Below are 20,059 nucleotides of genomic sequence, written 5' to 3'. Positions count from 1 at the left end.
ATATGTTGTACAAGCACTATATGGATAGATTTTATTAAAATAAAAATAGGTTGCTTGGCAGAGCAACCTAAACACTACGCTAAATTTACTTAGATAATAAATTTGTACTATCTAAGTAAATTATAGCATAGTAGCTTTAATTTACAATAGGGGGAAAACAAATATGGCAAAAGATAAAAAGTATTACTGGTTGAAGATGAAAGAAGATTTTTTTGAAGAAGATACTATTCAATGGCTGGAAGAACAAGAAAATGGAAAGGACTATTGCTTATTTTACTTAAAATTATGCTTAAAGTCACTAAAAACAAATGGAATTCTTATAAGAAATGTAGGACAAATATTAGTACCTTATGATGTAAAAAAATTAGCTTCAATGACAAACACTAATGCAGATACAGTAAGAATTGCTATGGAAGTATTTAAAAAAATTGGTTTAGTTCAGATTTTGGAAAATGGAGAAATTTATTTATCACAGTTAGAAAATATGGTTGGAAGTGAGAGTGAATGGGCTAAGAAAAAAAGGCAACAAAGGCTAAACGCAAAACTTAAGGACAATGTCCCTCAATTGTCTCCGAATTGTCCGACAGAGATAGAGATAGAGACAGAGATAGATATAGAGAATAGAGATAAAGATATAGAGATAGAGACTACAACTATAGAGAGTAGTTGTAGTAATAGTTTTGATGAAACTGATATTAATTTTGAAGATTTAAAAAAGTACCTTATAGAAAATAACTTTATAAGAGCTACTGACCAAAACATAAAATCGATACTTAAAGGCTTTCCCAGTTGGTGGATAAAGGAAGCTTTGAGTGTAGCGGTATTTAATTCAAATCTAAATTTAGCTTATGTTTATGGAATATTAAGAAATTGGGATATGGAAGAGAAACCAAAAGACAGGCAAAAACAAAAGAATAATAAAGCCAATGGGAATAATGGTACTTTTAATAATTTTGAGCAGAGGGAATATGATTTTGATGAATTAGAAAAAGACCTATTGGGATGGTCTGATAAAGAGGGGGAATAGAAGTGAAAAATGGTAAGAAACTTACTAGAAAACAAAAGTTTATGTTATTAGCAAAAGGACTTAACTTTAAGAATTATTTATGTATAAAGAATACAAGTACTTTACATGAGTTTATTAATAGAGAAACAGGTGAAATTTTCAAAATGGAGGGAGAAAAATAGTGGTTACATTAGTTGTATTAGGAGTAATTTCAGTGTGTGCTATTAGAATAGGTTTAAAAATTATAGATAAAAGATTAAATATTATTAATAAGGATTTAAGAAAAATAAATAATAAATCAACAGATAATTTTTTTAGCATAAAGGATATGGATATAACTCAAAGTCAAATATTAGAATTTCAAAAGGAACAAATTTACGAAATGGAGAATATAAGAAAAATTTTAGAAAGTGCAAATAATTCTATAGATAAATTATACCAATATAATTTGAATACTAGAGAGATAATACAAGATAACACAGAAGTAATTAAAAACCATGTATTGAGTAGTAAAAAAGATTTACAGTGGTCATATATAAATAATCCTGTTAAGGTGGTGTTTTTAGATGGAAAGATTAAGGAATAAATTAATATAACTATATTGAGTATACAATATAAAGATTTTAATACTAAGAGAAAAGTAGATAAGCTTATATCAAAGGAGCAAAATGAAATTATGAGAGAATATGAGATTAAGAATTTAATAAAAGAAGGAGTTAAGGCTGGACAGAACTGTGACTTTAGCAATACCATACAAAATTTAAAAGAAAAAATAAGAATTACAAAAGATCATACAAAAAAATAAAAGTACAAGATTAAGACAAATTAAAATATATAATGTTCTTTTAAAATTGAAAAACATGATGTTGATTTAGTATATTTTAAATATTAAGATAAATGTATAAGGGGTTGAAGCTTATATGATTGATGATTATGATATGAAAAATGAAATTGAAGTTATTAAAAACAATTTATCTTATTATTCCGAAATTAAGGTTAAAATACCTTGTGTAGTGAATCAGTTTTTAGAAACGTTGAGTAATTTACCTATAATTGTTTCGAAATTAGCAGAAAAATTTAGTGTAGGAATAGAAGTGTATTTTGCTGTCTTAGATAAATTAAGAAAGGAACTCTTGCATAAAAAAGGAGTAAATATATTTTTAGTTACATGTTTATTAGAAAGTAATACTGAATTTCTAAATATATTTATAAAAGAAGGATTATGTCCTCCAATATTTTACTTTTTAAAAAATAAAACTTTAAATGATATGATTAAGTTTGATGAAAGATTTACAGAAAATATAGATATTAAAAATTTATTAGATGATAATGAACTTTTATTATTCTATTATAATAGTATGAATGAATGGATTGAGGATGAAGATGAGGAGTTTATAAAGGAGTTTATTAGAGAAATTCAGATAAATTTTCAACAAAGAAATGTATATGTAACTACTTTAAATCTATTTACACTAATAGAATATAAAGTTAGAAAATCAGCAGAAATTACAGGAAATCCTATAGGGGAGGATAGAATTACTAAAAATATTATTGAAACTTTGAAAAAAAATTGTTTCAAGAGTGGAAAGTATTCTCAACTGGATAAATTATTTTTTACATTCTTTAATAAAAAAAGCAATTACTATATATACAAAAGTACATCCAATAATCCTAATTTTATAACTAGGCATATATTACATGGAGAACGATTAGATTTAATAAATCATAAAAATATGATGAGTTTAGTATTCCTTACAGATTGTCTATATAAAATGATAATTGATTATCCAATTACAAATATTTAACACCGGTATTACCGTATTATTCAACATGTGAATATGCGGTATTTTTTAACATATCGTAGAAATATATTTATAGATTTAATTTAACATGTAACCATAGTAATAAGTTAAATGAAAATAATATGTTAGAAAACTATCGGAAAAGTAGTAAAAAAAAGGTGTAAAAAACTTGATTTCATGTGTAGAAGTGTATCAGAAATACAGGGTAATATATTAGCATAGAAAAACTTAACGAAAAAGAAAGAAAAACGTGAGGGGTGAGAGCTTGAAAGAAAACATTAAAAAAATAGAACGCATGTTAAAAGAATATAATTCAAATGAGATTGAGATAAGAAATATTGAATTAGAGCTAGAAGAATTAAATAATATTTCAATAAGCTCAATAAACTCAGAAGGAGAAAAAACTTCTAAAACAAATAAAATCCAATATACAGTTGAGCAGCAATTAATACAAAAAGAAGAAAAGACTAAGAAGCTTTTAAATATAAAAAATCAGTTAAATTTAATTAATAGAAAAATAGATAATACGTTAGATGGATTAAAACCAAAAGAAAAGCAAGTTATAGAGCTTAGATATATAGAGCTTGTTGGTTATTCGTGGGGAAATATAGCTAGGAAAATGGATATTTCGGAAGCATGGGCAAGAGGTTTAAAAAGCAAAGGTATTAAAAAAATGGCACATATAATGTTTAGGCACTCATAAATGGGTGTCTTTTTTTGATGGAGGAAATTAGCTATGAAAATAGGAGATATTATAAAAGAAAATCAATCAGAGGTTTATAAAAAGATAAAAACTAAAAAGAAAGAAAATCAAGTTAAGTTTACAGAAAAAGATATAAAAAACCTTATGACACACAACTATTATAAAAGAGCAAAGGGTGGAGCTATAAGACAAGTTAAATAAATTGAGGTAGAAGAATGAATTATGTAGAGCCAATAAGAGAACCGGAAAAAGTAGAAGATATAAGTAATTATTTAAGAAAGTATAGTGAAAGAAATTATATTATGTTTCAGATAGGTATTTATAATGGTTTAAGAATTTCTGATATTTTAAGGCTAAGAGTTAGGGACGTGAAAAATAAAGACATGATTTGTATTAGAGAACAAAAAACAGGAAAACAAAAAATATTCCCAATAGCTCCACACCTAAAAAAGAAATTAAAAAGTACATAGAAGGAAAAGAGCTAAATGAATACTTAATAAAAAGTAGAACTGGATATAATAAAGCACTAGGAAGAAAACAAGCTTATAACATTTTGAGTGAAGCGGGTAGAGCAGTTGGTCTATATAATTTAGGTACACATACATTGCGTAAAACCTTTGGTTATCATTTCTATATACAATATAAAGATGTGGTCGCATTACAAGAAATTTTTAATCATGCAGCACCGGAAGTTACTTTAAGATATATAGGGATTAAACAAAGCCATATTAATAAAATGATGAAGAACTTTAGAATATACTAAAGTCTTTTTTTATTGTTTATTTTTAATGAATTGGACATATTTAGCCTATGTGTAATTGAAAAATGGAAAATAGCTTAAAGTACTGAAATTAATATAGTTTGAGGGAAATGGCGAATTAGACACAATGTGTATTGAAGGTAATTCCATACAAGTTAAAAAGTACAATCTTGCATAATTTAGACAATATAAATTATGTGAGATTTTTTATGTTTTAGGAGGTAATTTTATGAACGTTTTGAAGTGTGATAAATGCAATAAAGATTTCATTTTAGACATGAAAAGAAAGATATTCCAAGTAAGTGCAATAGAGGTTTTATATTTTAAATGTCCCCATTGCGGTGAAAGAAATATAGGAGTGGCTACAGATGTGGTTATAAGAAAACAACAAGAGAAAGTAAGAAAATTAAATAAAGAGTTATTAAAGACTAAAAAAGAAATGTCAGAGAGAATGTTTAAGTTAAAAGAAAAATTAGAGAAAGAGGAGTTTTAGAAATGCAAGAGAGATTACAAGAACTTAGAAAGAAAAATGCTAGAACAGAACTAAGAAAAGAAATAAAAGAAGCTAAAGAGTTTAAAGAAAACTTAAATTGTATGAATTCATTTGTTGATACATTAATTTCTATAGGTGAATTAGTAGAGCAGATGGAAGGAGCAGCACAAGATTTTAATAATATGACAGAGAAATTAGAACCCGATCGAGATGAAGCGACCATAAGTACAAATGCAGAAATGAACCAATATAAAGTTATAACTAGAGATGACTTTATCAGATATAAACTTTCTAGGCTATCGGCTTCACAAATAACAGATAGTACAGTTAATAATTTAAAAAGACATTGGAAAAAAGTTTCTTGCGGTTTTAATTTTATGATTGCTACTGGAACAGGTGAATTAATGTTTTATAGTGTAAATTATTTTAGTAACTATATTCTAGGAGAACATAAGGGAATTTTAGACAGGAAATAATATTATGCCTAAAAAGATTTGTTACGCTAGAGGTTGCAATGAATTAATATCTATGAAACAAACATACTGTGATAAACATAAGAAGATTCATGAAGAAGAAAAAAGGTTAAGTAATTATATTTATGATTTGACAATAAGAGATAAGAATAGTACAAGCTTTTACCATAGTGATGAGTGGCTATTAACTAGAGCAGATATAAAGGCAAAGGATAAAGGACTATGTGTGCTATGTTTAAGTAATAAAGCTATAACATTCATGGAGCTTGTACACCATATAACAGAGCTTAAAGAAAATTGGGAGCTAAGATGTGAACCTAGGAACTTAATAAGCTTATGCAACAGTTGTCATAATGAAGTACACGCAGAGTACAAAAGAAGTAATAAACATAAGGAAGATATGCAACATAAATTAAAATCCTTAATTAAAGATAGATAATATAAAGGTTAAGACATTAATAATAAAAATAGATTACTAAAGCATTAGAATCTTAGAAAAAAGGGGGAGGGGTGGTGGAAAAATTTTTCAATCAATTATAAAACACCACTGGGTCTCAGTCTTATGAATTTTTTTCGTTTTTTCAAAGGAAAGGGGGTCAAGGTACTTTTGGCTAGAAAGGTGATTTCAGTATCTCAAATTCTTGCAAACGGGAATAAATCCCATTTGACAAAGGAAGAGATAGAGAAAAGACAAGAACAGGAAGAAGAATTAAAAAAATTAAGTAATGATAAAATACGACCGCCAACATGGCTAAATAAAGGAGCTAAGAAAATATTTAAGGATATAGTCAAGGAGCTTGAAGCATTAGAAATATTGGCTAATATAGATATTTATAACCTTGCTATACTTTCAAATGCTTTCGATAAGTATATAGAAGCAACTTTAAAATTAAACTCAGATGAGTTGACCATAGAACACGTAAATAAAAAAGGATTTTCAACAACTCAAAAAAATCCACTTATAACAGTTCAAATGGAATATGCGGAACTTGTTAGGAAAGTATCAAATGAGTTCGGATTAACACCGGCTGCAAGATTAAAAATAATTCAAGATAATTCAAAAGAACTTGATGAGGACGAAAAAGAATTCAATAGAAAGTTTGGATATGTATAATACAGTACTTGAAGAATTAATAAATTATAGTAATGATATAGTTAATGAAAAGTTAACAGCGTGTAAAAGACATAAACAAGCTTGTCAAAGGTTTTTAGATGATTTAAGGAAAATGGAACTTGATTCGTGGGACTGGTACTGGGACGAAGAAGAAGCACAAAAAATAATTGATTGGTATTCTTATTGTAAACATAGTAAGGGAGCACTGGAAGGACAACCAATTGTATTAAATTCATGGCAAAAATTCGTTATATGCAATATTGAAGCATGGAAACATAAAGTAACTAATTACCGCAGATTCAGATTTGCTTTTATCCAAGTAGCTAGAAAAAATGCAAAATCACAAATGGAGGCGGGTATGGCTTCTTATGAATGTGGAGCAAAGGGATATAATGCCGCAGAAATTTACACATTAGGGGTTGAAAGAGAACAAGCTAAAATTGTGTTTGATGAAGTTGATTTAATGCTTACAAAGCCATTAAAAAAGAAATTTAAGATAGTACAAAAAGAAATAAGACATTTAAAGAGTTCTAGTTTTATAAGACACTTATCACAGAAAGCAGGTAAAACCGGAGATGGTAAGAACCCACAAATGTCAGTCATAGACGAATATCATGCGCATAGAGATAGTAGAATGTATGATGTTATGAAATCGGGAATGATGTCCCGTACAGAGCCATTATTAGTTATAATTACAACCGCTGGTGAAGATTACGAAGGTACTGCGTGTTATTGTGAATACTTAGATTGTTGTAATATCTTAGATGGAACAATAGACAATGACAGATACTTTGTTATGATTTGTGAACTGGATAAAGGTGATGACCCATTCTGTGAGGAAAACTGGATAAAAGCTAACCCTGTTTTATGTACATATGAAGCGGGATTAGAAAGTATGAGAGAAAATGCAAAACTTGCTAAAAATTCAAGTGATGAAAAGAAACTTCCGGAATTTTTAACTAAGAACTGTAATATCTATGTTGCTGCCGGTGAAAAAAGATATATGGATGTGGAGCTTTGGAAAAAGTGTAAAAAAGAAATGACTTTAGAAGATTTTCGAGGTTGTACTTGTTATGTTGGCATGGATTTATCCAAAACAGGTGATTTAACATCAATAAGTTTTGAATTCCCATTCATAGATGTAGAAGATAATACACGAAAATATGCTTTATTTGGTCATTCATTTATCCCCGCAGCAGTAGAAGAAGAAAAGAGCAAAACTGATAATGTACCATATTCAATATGGCGCAGAAACGACTGGTTAACTTCTACAGAAGCAAATGAGGGTCTAACGGTTGATTATTGGGCGGTATTAAATTATATAGAAGAAATAAAAGAAAAATATGATTTAGATATTAAGCAAATAGGATATGACCCTAATGGAGCTACAATGCTAGTGGGAGAGCTTGAAAGTCGTGGATATACTTGCATTGAAATTAAACAAAGTGCAAGGGGATTAAATGAAGCTACTGTAAATTTTAGAGATTTAGTTAAGGTTAAGCAAATTGTTCATGATGGTAATAAATTAATGACATGGAGTTTAAACAATTCCGAAGTAGATAAAAACAGTTTTGGTGAAATTAAAATATCTAAAATAAGCAAGTTTAAAAGAATTGACCCGATTGCGTGTTCAATATTTTCTCATCAATTAGCAATGCAACATTGGAGTAAGCCGGAAATGAATGTAAGTGAATTTGCCGAGGAAGATTTCTTAAAAAGATTATGGGGGAAAAAGTAACATGAAGAAAATCAAAAATTTTATAAAGAAAAATATTGAGGACGTATTTTTGATAATAGGTCTTTTTTTAATAATTAAAACTACGTATAAAATTAGTCCCATAGTAACTAATTATCTTATTGGTATAGGTTGTATTTGGTTAGCTTGTACGTTAAGTAAGATTCAGAGGTATAAATAATGCTAGGCAAAATATTTGAACGTAGAAACAGTGAAAAAAGTGATTTTTCAATATATAATGAAAAACTTGCAGAATTGTTCGGTTTAAATGGTTCTAATTTAGCTGTAAATGGATTTAATTCATTAAAAGAAGCTACAGTATACATTTGTACTAAAATACGTTCTGAGAGCATTGGAAAGCTACCTTTAAAGCTTTATAAAAATAAAATAGAGTGCAAAGGTAATGAATTATCATATTTATTGAAATTAAGACCTAATAAATTTATGTCATCAATAAACTTTTGGAAGGCTATAGAAACGCAAAGAGCATTAAAAGGCAATGCCTTTGCGGCAATAATAAGAAATAAAAAAGGTGATATAGATTCTTTAATACCTATAGAAGCGGATAAAGTAAAAATTGTAGTAGATGATGAAAGCTTATTAAGTACAAATAAAATTTGGTATATAGTAACTGATAAAGGTAAGCAATATAAACTATTTGCTGACGAAATGCTTCATTTTTTAGGTGATATAACCCTAGATGGATTAATTGGAATACCGCCATTAGATTATTTAAGGTGTCTAGTTGAAAATGGAAAGTGTACACAGGAATTTATAAATAAGTTCTTTAGAAATGGGCTCAGTGTTAAAGGCATAATTCAATATGTAGGTGATTTGAACCCAGAAGCTAAAAAAATATTTATAAAGGAATTTGAAAATATGAGTAATGGTCTTGCTAATGCTCATTCAGTTTCTATGCTTCCTATAGGCTATCAATTTCAGCCAATAAGTTTAAGTATGGCAGACGCACAATTTTTAGATAATGCAAAGCTTAATTATAGACAGATAGCAGCAGTATTTGGGATCAAATCTCATCATTTAAACGATTTAGAAAGAGCAACACATACAAATATAGTAGAGCAGCAAAATGAGTTTTATATAGACACATTACAGCCTATGTTAACCGGATATGAACAGGAGCTTAATTATAAGCTTTTGGCAAGGTCAGAATTTGAAAAAGGATATTATTTTAAATTCAATGTAGATGCAATATTAAGGACAAGCTTAAAAGATAGATATGAAGCTTATAGGGTAGGAATACAGGGAAGTGTATTAACACCTAATGAAGCAAGAAGCAAAGAAGATTTAGAGCCATTAGAGGGTGGCGACAAATTATTAGCTAATGGGAATATAATGCCAGTTGAAATGGCTGGAACACAATATATGAGGGGAGGTGATGAAAATGGGAAAGGAAGTAAAAAGGGAAGTAAGGAATAATTATTGTCATTTAGAAGTAAGAAGTAAAGAAGAAAATTCAGAACAAAAGACAATAGAAGGATATGTAGCTAAATATAATGCTGAGTCACAAATTTTACGTGACTGGTGGGGTGATGAATTTGTCGAAGTAATTGCTGACGGTGCATTTGATAATGCTATAAGAAATAACACTATAAAGGCATTATACAATCATAATACAGATTATGTTTTAGGTTCTACTAAGAGCCAAACATTAAGGCTTGAAAGTGACAATATAGGATTAAGATTTGAAATAGATTTACCAAACACACAAGTCGGAAATGATTTATATGAAAGTGTAAAACGTGGAGATATAGATGGGAATAGTTTTGGTTTTAGAGTATTAAATGATAAATGGTCAGAGATTGAAAAATATGGCAAGAAAATAATGAAAAGGACTTTATTAGAAGTTGAATTATTTGAAATTTCACCCACACCATTTCCAGCATATGAAGATACTGAGGTCGATTGTAGAAGCTTAGAAAAATTTAAGATGAAAACTGGATCAAGTGAAGAAGAAAAAAAGAAAATAGAAGTTTATTAATAGAGCTGAAATATATTTAGCTATTTAAAAAAATTGCAAGGGCATTACGGTATTTCAAAAACTGTAGAAAATTTGTGTGTAATAGTAATATGGACAGGTGTATAAAGTATAAAAGTTACAAAACTATAAACAAAATACTAGAAAATTACTTCGAGAAACTTAGAAAAAAGAAGTGCGTGAGCATATTCATAATTAATTACATTTCTTTATGTATATAAAACATTAAAATATTAGTTGTAAAAGTAGTTTAATATTATGAGATGACCAAATTATAGTTTATAATATTTCTGAGAGGTGAGAGCAATGTATATATATAGATTTAGGTCAAGTGAGTGTTTATTAGATAAACATGAAGAACTTAAAAATCAAGAAATTTATTTTGCGGAACCAAGCAAATTAAATGATCCAATGGAAGGCTTTAAAAATATGTTTTGGAAAGGTGATAAAATAGTTTGGCGTAATTTTTTAAAAAACTATATTAGGACTCTTAATCATGTAATGATAGTAGGATGTATTTTAAAAGATGATGAATATGAAAAATTAGATGATATTCATTTTAGTTGGATATATGATAAGTCTCATTTAGAATATAATAAATTATTAATACAAGATATAGAAGATGAATTTTTTTCACACGATTTTATTGAAAAAATTCCTGAATTTTTAGCTAATAGAACTAGCCCGATTAGGTTTGATGAATTAATAACTTATTTACAAGTGGTAACTCCGTACGCATTACAGATAATACTTAAAATGTTAAATAAACATAATGGAAATGAAAAAAATTTAAATTCTAAAATTTACATGAAGTACGTAAAAGATTTTTTTGAATTTATGGACAATTTACGAAATAATATTAGTAAAAATGATATTAATTTAGAGGATGTTTTTAAGGAATATACTATAATGAATGATGAAATAAATTTATTAACTTTATTAGATAGTTCCAATAATGGTAATAGCAAGAAACTTAGATATATTATATATGATTTTCCTAAAAGATTTATAGAAAAAATTGAACAATTAATTTATCCTGATTGGTATACTGCTTGCTTTATGTCTGATTATAGAAATTCTTCAGTATGGGGAAATTATGGAGATAATCACAAAGGTGTATGCTTAATATTTAATACAAAAGAAAAAGATAATAAAAATTTTTTAACATTAAATCATTCAGAGGGATCAACAATAGATTATGAGTTATATAAAGTAAAATATATAGAAAAATTTATAGATATAGATTTTTTTAAAAATATTGGAACCTTATCGAAGAAGAGCATTATGGAAAAATGGTTTAGTGATGAAGAAGGTAATACAAGTGAATGCGCTAAAGAAATATTTGAGAAAGATTATGATTTTTCAAAAAAATATTGGGATAATTTAATAAGTAGTGTAACAAGCAAAACAAAAGATTGGGAATATGAAAATGAATATAGATTGATTGCTGAGAATTTTATTATAGATAATTCTACTACAGATAAAAGAAAATATAATTATAATTTTAAGGATTTAGAAGGAATTATTTTTGGCATTAAAACATCTATTAAAGATAAAATAAAAATAATTGAAATTATAAGAAAAAAGTGTAATGAGATAAATCGTAAAGAGTTTAAGTTTTATCAAGCTAGATATTGTCCAGAAAAAGGAGAAATTAAGGCAGTAAAGCTAAAACAAAATTATATATAAGTTTATAGGCGATAAGAAGTATAAAAATGCTTATCGCTTATATTATAGATATATTTTTATTATATTGAATGTATGTGCTTTTGATGATTAAGACGAATTAAAACAAAATAAAATTAAATATAGACCTACAGGGTCTTTTTTTATACAAAAAATTATAACAAAGGAAGGTATTAAACATGAATTTATTTGAAAGATTAAAAGAATTAAGAGCAAAGAAAAAGGAATTAGAAGAAAAAAGAAGTTCATTGGTAACTGAAATAAGAACAGCAGCAACAGACAATAAAGAAGATGAAGCAAGAAAAAAATCAATAGAAAAAGAAAGAGTAGAAGCAAGAACGGAAATTTTAGAAGAAGAAATTCAAAATATCTTAGATAAAATTGAAGAAGAAAGAAGTTTTACAACAAAAGGAACTCAAATAAATAAAGAAATAAGAAGCAACGAAGAAACAAGAAGTTTACAGCTAAGAGCAATGGCTAATACAATTCTTAAAAATCCATTAAGTGAAGAAGAAAGAGCAGTAATTTCAAGTGATAACAATGGTGCTATAATTCCACATGAATTTATAACAGAATTTGAAAAATTAAAAGAAGGTTATCAAGGTTTAAAACAATATTGTCATGTCATACCCGTTAATTCGCTAAGTGGTAAAATGCCAGTTAGAAAAGGAAATACACCTAGTAAATTAGCGAATTTAGTTAAAGATAAAGAATTAGTTAATGCAATGATAGAAACACAGCCATTAAGTTATGATATTGATGATTATGGATTGCTTGCACCCATAGATAATTCACTTTTAGAAGATGAAAGCATAAACTTTTTGGAGTATGTAAATGAAGAATTTGCAGAATGTGCAGTAAACACGGAAAATGCTGAAATTATAGAAAGAGCTTTAGATTTATTAGAAGTTAAAAGCGGAGAAGATTATAACACATTAGTTTCGGCTATAAACAGTTTAGCTCCAAATGCAAGAAATAGAGCAATAATAATAACAAATAGTGAAGGAAGAGCATACCTTGATGGATTAATGGATAAGCAAGGTAGACCACTTTTAAAAGAATTATCAGATGGCGGGGACTTAATATTTAAAGGTAGACCAGTAATTGAGGTTGATAGCGAAGTAATGCCAGTAACTGCGGATAAAGCTGAATTTATATTAGCAGACTTAAAAACACTTATAAAATTCTTTGATAGAAAACAATATTTAATAGACCAATCCAAAGAAGCTGGATACACTAAAAATCAAACTATAGTAAGAATTATAGAAAGATTTGATACTAAGTCAGCTATAGAAAAAACCGACGCTAGAGTTAAAAAGTTTGGTGTGAAAATAGATATAAATTTAGCAGCAGTTTAGGAATAAATCATGTTAGTAAGTTTAGAAGAGGTTAAAGAATATTTAAAACTAGATGATTATGATGAAGAAGATAATTTAATAAATTTATTAATCCAAAATGCTGAAATTTATATAGAGGACGCAGTAAGACCAATTGAAGAAATGGGAGAAAAATCAAAAACCAAAGCTAAGTTATTAGCTTTGGTTTTAATTTCCGATTTTTACGAAAATAGAAGCTTTAACACGAATTTAGGTAAAAGCACAGGAGTATCGGAAAAAGTACGATATACAGTACAATCAATGATTTTTCAGCTTCAATTAAGATGTGATTACATCAGTTAATATATTAGGGGTGAAATTTTGAACTTTGAAAAATTAAATAAAAGAATAACTATAGAAAAATATAGTAGTACAACAACAGCTAATGGATTTGATATTGAAAAATGGATAGAGTATAAAACAGTTTGGGCAAGTGTAAATAATTTATATGGTAAAGAGTTTTGGAGTGCTAAAGCAATTCAAGCAGAGAATACAGTAGAATTTACAGTAAGATATAATAAAAAGTTAGAAGTATTAAATTCTAAGGATTCTAAAGATTATAGAATAAACTTTAATAATAGGCACTTTAATATAGAATTTACAGATAATAAAAAATATGAAAATAAATATTTAAAAATAAAGGCTATTGAGATATATTGATGAATTATATTGAAGTTGAAGGACTAGAAGAAGTTACAGATATGCTCAAAGATGCAACTATAGATGATGCTGATATAAAAAAAGGTATGAGAAAAGCAGTTAATACAATAGGTGATGAAATAGAAATGCAAACCCCAAAAGGAAAAACAAGAAAATTATCTAAATTAAAAAGAACAGTTAAAAATGATGGTTTAGCAGTTGTAGGAGAAATAAAACTAGGAATGTTTTACGGTATATTTCAAGAATTTGGGACAAGTAGGAGCAAAAAGAATATAGGATTCTTTGAAAGAAGTGTTACGGGAACACAGGATAAAGTTATAGAAATATTATCAAAAGAATTATTAGATAAAGTGTTTAAGTAGGTGATAAAAATTGAATATAAAACAGTATGTAAAACAGACGTTGAGCAATAAAGAAATTTTAGATTTATTAGCAGATGGGCGTGTGTTTTTTCTTCATGCAAACAATCCTAATAAAGAAATGTATTTAGAATATGAAATTATAAATGAATATGGTAAGGAATATTCGGAAGGAGAAGAAAGGGAAACAACCTATATAGTGCAAGTTGATATATTTTCAACAGGAGATTATTCACAAGTAGAAGAAAAGGTCAAAGAAATAATGCTTAAAAATGGCTTTAATAGAGATAGTGCAGTAGATTTATACGAAGAGGACACTAAGCTATATCATAAAGCTATAAGATTTAACATAACTAGAAATTTTGACAACAATTAGAAAGGCGGTATTTATAAATGAGTGTACATTTCATGGTGGACTTAAAAAAACTTTATATAGCAGAATTAAAACAGGATAGTATGGAAACTTTGACATATGAAATTCCCAAATACTTTGAAGGTATTAGAGAAATAGGGGTCAAGCCTAAAATTAATACAGATAATGCTTATGCAGAGGGGATTGTTTGGAGTACTGAAACAACACTAGAAAGTATAGAGGTAGAAATAGATATTGTAGATTTAGAAGAAGAAGAAGAAGCCTTTTTATTAGGACATAAAATAGCAGAAGGTGGAGGAGTAATTTATAGTGAAAATGATAAAGCCCCCGAAGTGGCTATTCTTGCAAAAGCATTAAAAGGGAATGGAAAAGCTAGATATTTTATATATTATAGTGGTCAATTTACAATATCAGATGAAACAATGAAGGGTAAAGAAGGAAAGGCAAATAATCAGTCTAAAAAATTAAAAGCTACATTTAAGCCATTAAAACATAATGGTCAATGGAAATTTAAAATAGATGAAGAGCAAGGCATGACAGACGAAAAGTTTTTTGAAAGTGTAATTATTCCAGAGAAAAAAGAAATTACTGCATAGAGAACAGGATTAAATCCTGTTCTCTATTTAACTTTAGAAAGGGTGTAACATTATGATAAATAATAAAATAAAAAAATTAAAATAGGTGATACTGAGTATACTTTCCAAATGACTAATAGAACAATCTTAAAAATTGATGAAATGAGCGGGAATTATGGAACAGTCACAGAGGGATTAATAAATAATAAGCAGTTATATAAAAATAGTGTTATTGTTATGGCTTGTAGTTGCTTGGAAAAGGATTGGGGAATAGATGAATTAATAGACGAATTAACAGTGTCACAAATAAATGGAGAATTAGTAAATTTTGCATTAGATTTATACTTTAATTATTTAGGATTAGATTTAAATAAACTAACAGAAAATAATACGGATAATGAAAAAAAGTAGATAAAGAGCCTTTCAAACTTGAGTTTGATTGGCTCTTTTATATTGCAAAAAAAGAATTAAATTATAACAGAAATGAATTCCTAGAGAGTTCTTTTGGAGAAATAACAAGTTTATTTAAGACACATATTAACTTGAAAAATAAAGTTGATAAACATCAAGAAGAAATTAAAAAAGTTAACATAGAGGATTTACCTATATGGTAAAGGATGTGAAATTCTAAATGGGAGAAACTACAAAACTAATTACTGCCAAAATGGTACTAGACGCAAGTGGATATAATAATGACATAAAAGGCGTAAATGCAGAAACTAAAAAGTATCAGAGTGAAATTAAGGCAGCAAGTGAAGGTATTAAAACTTTTGGTAAAGATAGTGAAAAGTTAGGTAGTATTCAACAAGCATTAAGTAAAACTATAGAAAATCAAAATAAAAAGATAGAAATTTATAAAAAAGCTATAGAAGATACTAATATCAAAATGCAAAATAATATTTCTACTAGAGATAAATTAAAAAGTAGCTTAGAACAAGCTAATAAGAAATATGATGAAGCAATAAAAATTTACGGCAAGGAAAGCGAACAAGCAAGAAAAGCTAAAGATGAAATAGATAAATTATCAGAAGAACATAAAAAGGCTGAGAAAGCTGTAGAAAATAATGCAAAACAAGTACAAAAATATGAAACAGATTTAAACAAAGCAAATGCAGAGATACACAAAACTCAAGGACAGTTAAATAATATAAATAAAGAATTAGATGAAAGTAAAAATAAATGGCTTGTTGCATCAGAAGGACTAAAAAAGCATAGTGAAAGTTTAAAAAATACTGGAGATAAAATTAATAGTACGGGAAATAGTATTTTAAAATTAACTGCACCCTTGGTCGCAGTAGGTGGAGCCAGTTTAAAGGTAAGTTCAGATTTTCAGGCTAGTATGAGTAACGTACAAGCTATAACAAGTGCAACCGGCAATGATTTAAAGTCTATGGAAGATAAAGCAAAAGAAATGGGTAAAGCGACCAGTAAAAGTGCAAAGGACGCAGCGGACGCAATGAGTTACATGGGATTAGCCGGTTGGAATACAAGTCAGATTTTAAGTGGTATTGAACCAGTTTTAAGATTATCCGAAGCCGGTAATATGGATTTAGCGCGTGCTTCGGATTTGGTGACGGATTCCATGTCATCATTAGGATTACAAGTTGCCGAACTTCCGGAATATTTAGATGTATGTACACAAGCACAGCGAAAAAGTAATACATCAGCAGAGCAAATGCTAGAAGCATATATTTCAGTTGGTGGAACTTTTAAAAACTTAAATGTGCCTTTAACTGAAAGTGCAACACTAATTGGCGTACTTGCAAATAGAGGTAAAAAAGGTAGTGAAGCGGGTACTGCTTTAAACTCTGTATTAATAAATTTAACTTCCGGAGCTGGACAGGCTGGTGTAGCTATGGAGGAATTAGGATTAAGTTCTTTTGATAGTGAAGGTAAATTTAAAGGCGTTAAAGTAGTTTTACAAGAATTAAATGAAAAATTACAAGGTTGTACTGAAGAACAAAAAAATACGTATTTAGCCATGATTGGTGGTAAAACTCAAATAGACACATTAAATGCACTTTTATCAGGAACAAGTGAAGAATTTAATCAGCTTGAAAGTGATTTAAAAAATTCAAATGGTGCATTAAATGAAGTGGCTAAAACAATGCAAGATAATTTAAAAGGACAAATAACCGAACTTAAATCAAAACTTGAGGGTGTGGGAATACAATTAGGAGAAGTTCTTATTCCAATTGCCAGTAAATTTGTAGATTCTTTAAGTAAAATGGTTGATTGGTTTAGTAAATTAAGTCCCGAAACACAAGAAAACATTATTAAACTTACAGGTTTAGGGGTAGCCGTTGGCGGAACATTAAAGGTTGTAGGTAGTGGGATTAGCATGATTGGCTCTTTAGCCGGTGGACTTGGTAAATTAGCCGGAGTATTAGGAACGACAACGACTGCAACAAGTACAATAGGAAGCGTAGCCGGTGTTGCCGGTGGTGCTAGTGGACTTGGAGCAATGGCAGCAGGATTGGGAGGTGCGGCATTAGCAGCAGCACCTTACGCATTGGCAATTGGTGGTGCAATAGTTGTAGGAAAAGCAGTTCACGATAATATGACACAAGAAGTAGTACCTGCCATTGATTTATTTGCAGATAAAGTAACTACTACATATGAAACAATAAATACTGCACAAGGAACAATGCAAATTGCTACACAACAAAGCACAATAACAATATCAGAAGAAACAAAAAAACAAGTACAAGCATATTTGGATCTAGACCAACAGGTTACACAAAGTTTAAATAATTTATATATAAATTCTAGTGCAATAACTGCTCAAAATTGTGCAGATTTAACGGCACAATATCAGAATATGGGAGAAACAATAACTACCGGAATTGAACAAGATAAACAAGAAAATTTAAATCAGTTAAATGATTTTTTTGCACAAAGTAAAGCTATTAGTGATAAAGAAGAACAAGATATTTTATCTAAAACAAATGAGTTTTATAATTCAAAGAAAACAACAGTAGATGATTATAGTAAACAAATAACGGATATTTTAAATAGAGCTAAAGAGGAACATAGACAAATAACAGATAAAGAAAAACAAGATATAAATAATATACAACAGCAAATGAAGGAACAAGCAATAAAAACACTAAGCGACAACGAAGTTGAAGCACAGGTAATATTACAAAGAATGAAAGACTATGATGGGAGAATAACAGCAGAACAATGCTCCGAACACATACAAAAATTAAATGAAAGTAAAGATAATGCGGTAAAATCTGCAAATGAAGAATATGAAAAAAGAGTTGCAACAATAACTAGAATGAGAGATGAAGCAAAAGTAATAAGTGGAGAACAATGCAAAGCTCTTATAGAAGATGCAAAAAAGACCAAAGATGAAACTGTAAAAAAAGCAGAAGAAACACGCATTGGAGCTATAGATAAAATGAGAGCTATGAATAGTGATTTGGATAGTCAAGTCGATACAATGACAGGTAATATTCTTAGTAAATGGGATAAATTAAAACGATGGTGGAGTGGTTGGCAGCCAGAAGGAAAAAACTTTGATTATACAGTAACGGAACAGCGTAAGCAAATTGATGCTAAAGAAAAATCTCAAAATGTATCCGGTAACTGGACAGGAAATAATAATTTTGAGGGTGGATTAACATACCTTAATGAGAAGGGTTATGAATTATATGATTTACCTAGTGGAACAAGGATTTATAATCATGATGCAAGTGAACAAATGGTATTAAATACAGCTAAGGAAGTGGCTGCTCAAGTTACATCTAAAATGTTAGGAGGTTTTAAAGGTACTGGAATTAATGTTATTCAACATATTTATAATCCTGTTCCAACTCCGAGCGAAATTGCAAGGCAAACAAAAAATAATCTAAGAGAATTAGGATTAGGATTTTAGGAAAGTAGGTTACAAATGAATAGGAATGAAAAAATTGTTTTTGAGAATTCTAAAGGTGAAAAGTTAGAGTTTAGTAATTGGACAAATACATTTCAATTAGATGGGTTAGAAGGAATTAGCGGATTAGATAACACTATTTATACAAGTAAATGTATGGCACAAGATGGCTCTAGTTATAACGGTAGTACATTAAATAATAGAAATATTATTTTACAAGGTACTATTTTAGAAAATAAAAATATTAATAGAGCTAGGCTTATAAAAATATTCAATCCTAAATTAACAGGAAAATTAATATTTTTAGATGATACAACTAATACATTAAAATATGTAGATTGTATAGTGGAAAAAGCACCAACAATTACGAGTAATGAACGTAGACCGAAATTTGTAATATCTTTAATATGTCCAATCCCATACTTTAAAGATTACATTGAAAACAAAGTTAATATAGCACTTTGGAAACCTTCATTTTCTTTCCCATTGCGTCCAACAATTAATAAGCCAATAATAATGGGATATAGAGAACCCAGTCTTATTGTTAATGTTTATAATAGTGGACACGTTACTACTGGAATAACAATAGAATTTTTAGCTACTGGAACTTTAATTAATCCGAGCTTGTTCAATATAAATACTAGAGAATTTTTAAAAATTAATAAAACAATGGTAGCTGGTGAAAAAATTATAGTTACAACAGAATTTGGAGATAAGAAAATAATAGATATTTTAAACAATATAGAAACTAATATATTAAATTTAATAGATTTAGATAGTACATTTTTACAATTAGAATGTGGAGATAATTTATTTCGATATGATGCGGATTCTAATTTAGAAAATTTAAATGTGACTATAAAATATAAAAATAATTATTTAGGGGTGTAAAGTGTGGAATTATATATTTTAAACAAGGATTTAGAAATTTTGGGTATATTGGACAACTTTATTTCCCTTAAATGGGTTAGAAAATTCTATACAACTGGTGAATTTGAATTACATTGTAGTTTAGATAATAATACTTTAAATTTACTAAAAAAAGATAATATTATTTATAAAAAGAAT

At 28.3% G+C, this 20,059-nt stretch carries 26 protein-coding genes and 1 pseudogene; all 27 read left to right on the top strand.

Annotation, left to right across the window (positions count from 1 at the left end):
- Window positions 1-163: 163 nt before the first annotated feature.
- Window positions 164-1,027, top strand: a complete 864-nt coding sequence (locus tag CSGHG_RS06365; protein ID WP_010293557.1) for a phage replisome organizer N-terminal domain-containing protein — start codon at window positions 164-166, stop codon at window positions 1,025-1,027.
- A 2-nt stretch (window positions 1,028-1,029) separates the two neighbouring features.
- A complete protein-coding gene (locus CSGHG_RS23695) occupies window positions 1,030-1,188 on the top strand; it encodes a DUF6906 family protein (protein ID WP_162829341.1) in 159 nt (52 codons plus the stop codon).
- Window positions 1,188-1,592, top strand: a complete 405-nt coding sequence (locus tag CSGHG_RS06355) for a hypothetical protein (protein WP_010293556.1) — start codon at window positions 1,188-1,190, stop codon at window positions 1,590-1,592. The genes CSGHG_RS23695 and CSGHG_RS06355 overlap by 1 nt, the downstream gene beginning before the upstream one ends.
- Window positions 1,593-1,607: 15 nt before the next feature.
- On the top strand, window positions 1,608-1,811 hold the full coding sequence (locus CSGHG_RS06350) for a hypothetical protein (protein WP_010293555.1): 204 nt from the start codon (window positions 1,608-1,610) through the stop codon (window positions 1,809-1,811).
- A gap of 115 nt (window positions 1,812-1,926) precedes the next feature.
- Window positions 1,927-2,811 (top strand): hypothetical protein, encoded by an 885-nt coding sequence (locus CSGHG_RS06345; protein WP_010293554.1) that lies wholly within the window; start codon window positions 1,927-1,929, stop codon window positions 2,809-2,811.
- A 262-nt stretch (window positions 2,812-3,073) separates the two neighbouring features.
- The gene (locus CSGHG_RS06340) at window positions 3,074-3,511 is read left to right on the top strand and encodes a sigma factor-like helix-turn-helix DNA-binding protein (protein WP_010293553.1); all 438 of its coding nucleotides are present in this window, start codon (window positions 3,074-3,076) and stop codon (window positions 3,509-3,511) included.
- Between the two features lie 33 nt (window positions 3,512-3,544).
- Window positions 3,545-3,712 (top strand): hypothetical protein, encoded by a 168-nt coding sequence (locus tag CSGHG_RS23080; protein WP_155844735.1) that lies wholly within the window; start codon window positions 3,545-3,547, stop codon window positions 3,710-3,712.
- A 14-nt stretch (window positions 3,713-3,726) separates the two neighbouring features.
- Window positions 3,727-4,274, top strand: a pseudogene (locus CSGHG_RS20050) (site-specific integrase).
- Window positions 4,275-4,500: 226 nt separating this feature from the next.
- Complete coding sequence (locus CSGHG_RS20045; protein ID WP_010293551.1) at window positions 4,501-4,764, top strand: hypothetical protein; 264 nt, start codon at window positions 4,501-4,503, stop codon at window positions 4,762-4,764.
- Between the two features lie 2 nt (window positions 4,765-4,766).
- The gene (locus CSGHG_RS06320) at window positions 4,767-5,240 is read left to right on the top strand and encodes a hypothetical protein (RefSeq protein ID WP_010293550.1); all 474 of its coding nucleotides are present in this window, start codon (window positions 4,767-4,769) and stop codon (window positions 5,238-5,240) included.
- A 4-nt stretch (window positions 5,241-5,244) separates the two neighbouring features.
- A complete protein-coding gene (locus CSGHG_RS06315) occupies window positions 5,245-5,676 on the top strand; it encodes an HNH endonuclease (RefSeq protein WP_010293547.1) in 432 nt (143 codons plus the stop codon).
- Between the two features lie 168 nt (window positions 5,677-5,844).
- Window positions 5,845-6,351, top strand: coding sequence for a phage terminase small subunit P27 family (locus CSGHG_RS06310; protein ID WP_010293546.1), 507 nt, complete (start codon window positions 5,845-5,847; stop codon window positions 6,349-6,351).
- Window positions 6,344-8,089, top strand: coding sequence for a terminase large subunit (locus CSGHG_RS06305; protein ID WP_010293544.1), 1,746 nt, complete (start codon window positions 6,344-6,346; stop codon window positions 8,087-8,089). The genes CSGHG_RS06310 and CSGHG_RS06305 overlap by 8 nt, the downstream gene beginning before the upstream one ends.
- 1 nt (window position 8,090) lies before the next feature.
- On the top strand, window positions 8,091-8,267 hold the full coding sequence (locus CSGHG_RS23075; RefSeq protein WP_155844734.1) for a hypothetical protein: 177 nt from the start codon (window positions 8,091-8,093) through the stop codon (window positions 8,265-8,267).
- Window positions 8,267-9,523, top strand: coding sequence for a phage portal protein (locus CSGHG_RS06295; protein ID WP_010293543.1), 1,257 nt, complete (start codon window positions 8,267-8,269; stop codon window positions 9,521-9,523). The genes CSGHG_RS23075 and CSGHG_RS06295 overlap by 1 nt, the downstream gene beginning before the upstream one ends.
- Complete coding sequence (locus CSGHG_RS06290; RefSeq protein ID WP_010293542.1) at window positions 9,489-10,085, top strand: HK97 family phage prohead protease; 597 nt, start codon at window positions 9,489-9,491, stop codon at window positions 10,083-10,085. Before CSGHG_RS06295 ends, CSGHG_RS06290 begins: the two co-directional genes overlap by 35 nt.
- Before the next feature lie 303 nt (window positions 10,086-10,388).
- Window positions 10,389-11,771, top strand: a complete 1,383-nt coding sequence (locus tag CSGHG_RS06285) for a DUF2971 domain-containing protein (protein ID WP_010293541.1) — start codon at window positions 10,389-10,391, stop codon at window positions 11,769-11,771.
- 176 nt (window positions 11,772-11,947) lie between these two features.
- Window positions 11,948-13,126 (top strand): phage major capsid protein, encoded by a 1,179-nt coding sequence (locus CSGHG_RS06280; protein ID WP_010293540.1) that lies wholly within the window; start codon window positions 11,948-11,950, stop codon window positions 13,124-13,126.
- A 9-nt stretch (window positions 13,127-13,135) separates the two neighbouring features.
- Window positions 13,136-13,447, top strand: coding sequence for a head-tail connector protein (locus tag CSGHG_RS06275; RefSeq protein WP_010293539.1), 312 nt, complete (start codon window positions 13,136-13,138; stop codon window positions 13,445-13,447).
- 18 nt (window positions 13,448-13,465) lie between these two features.
- Complete coding sequence (locus tag CSGHG_RS06270) at window positions 13,466-13,804, top strand: phage head closure protein (protein WP_010293538.1); 339 nt, start codon at window positions 13,466-13,468, stop codon at window positions 13,802-13,804.
- Complete coding sequence (locus tag CSGHG_RS06265) at window positions 13,804-14,166, top strand: HK97-gp10 family putative phage morphogenesis protein (RefSeq protein WP_010293536.1); 363 nt, start codon at window positions 13,804-13,806, stop codon at window positions 14,164-14,166. The genes CSGHG_RS06270 and CSGHG_RS06265 overlap by 1 nt, the downstream gene beginning before the upstream one ends.
- A 10-nt stretch (window positions 14,167-14,176) precedes the next feature.
- The gene (locus CSGHG_RS06260; protein ID WP_010293535.1) at window positions 14,177-14,539 is read left to right on the top strand and encodes a hypothetical protein; all 363 of its coding nucleotides are present in this window, start codon (window positions 14,177-14,179) and stop codon (window positions 14,537-14,539) included.
- 17 nt (window positions 14,540-14,556) lie between these two features.
- Complete coding sequence (locus CSGHG_RS06255; protein ID WP_010293532.1) at window positions 14,557-15,132, top strand: major tail protein; 576 nt, start codon at window positions 14,557-14,559, stop codon at window positions 15,130-15,132.
- A 108-nt stretch (window positions 15,133-15,240) separates the two neighbouring features.
- Complete coding sequence (locus CSGHG_RS06250; RefSeq protein ID WP_010293531.1) at window positions 15,241-15,522, top strand: hypothetical protein; 282 nt, start codon at window positions 15,241-15,243, stop codon at window positions 15,520-15,522.
- Window positions 15,523-15,742: 220 nt separating this feature from the next.
- Window positions 15,743-18,994, top strand: coding sequence for a phage tail tape measure protein (locus CSGHG_RS21775; RefSeq protein WP_010293530.1), 3,252 nt, complete (start codon window positions 15,743-15,745; stop codon window positions 18,992-18,994).
- A 15-nt stretch (window positions 18,995-19,009) separates the two neighbouring features.
- Window positions 19,010-19,882, top strand: a complete 873-nt coding sequence (locus tag CSGHG_RS06240) for a phage tail family protein (RefSeq protein ID WP_010293529.1) — start codon at window positions 19,010-19,012, stop codon at window positions 19,880-19,882.
- A gap of 3 nt (window positions 19,883-19,885) precedes the next feature.
- The coding region (locus CSGHG_RS22545; RefSeq protein ID WP_010293528.1) for a Gp37-like protein at window positions 19,886-20,059 on the top strand (174 nt) is incomplete at its 3' end.

Origin of the sequence: Clostridium senegalense JC122 (assembly GCF_000285575.1) — a bacterium.
In the GTDB taxonomy this organism is placed as follows: Bacteria; Bacillota; Clostridia; order Clostridiales; family Clostridiaceae; genus Clostridium_J; species Clostridium_J senegalense.
The sequence above is the reverse complement of the archived record's forward strand: the minus strand, read 5'-3'. Positions and strand labels throughout refer to the sequence as shown.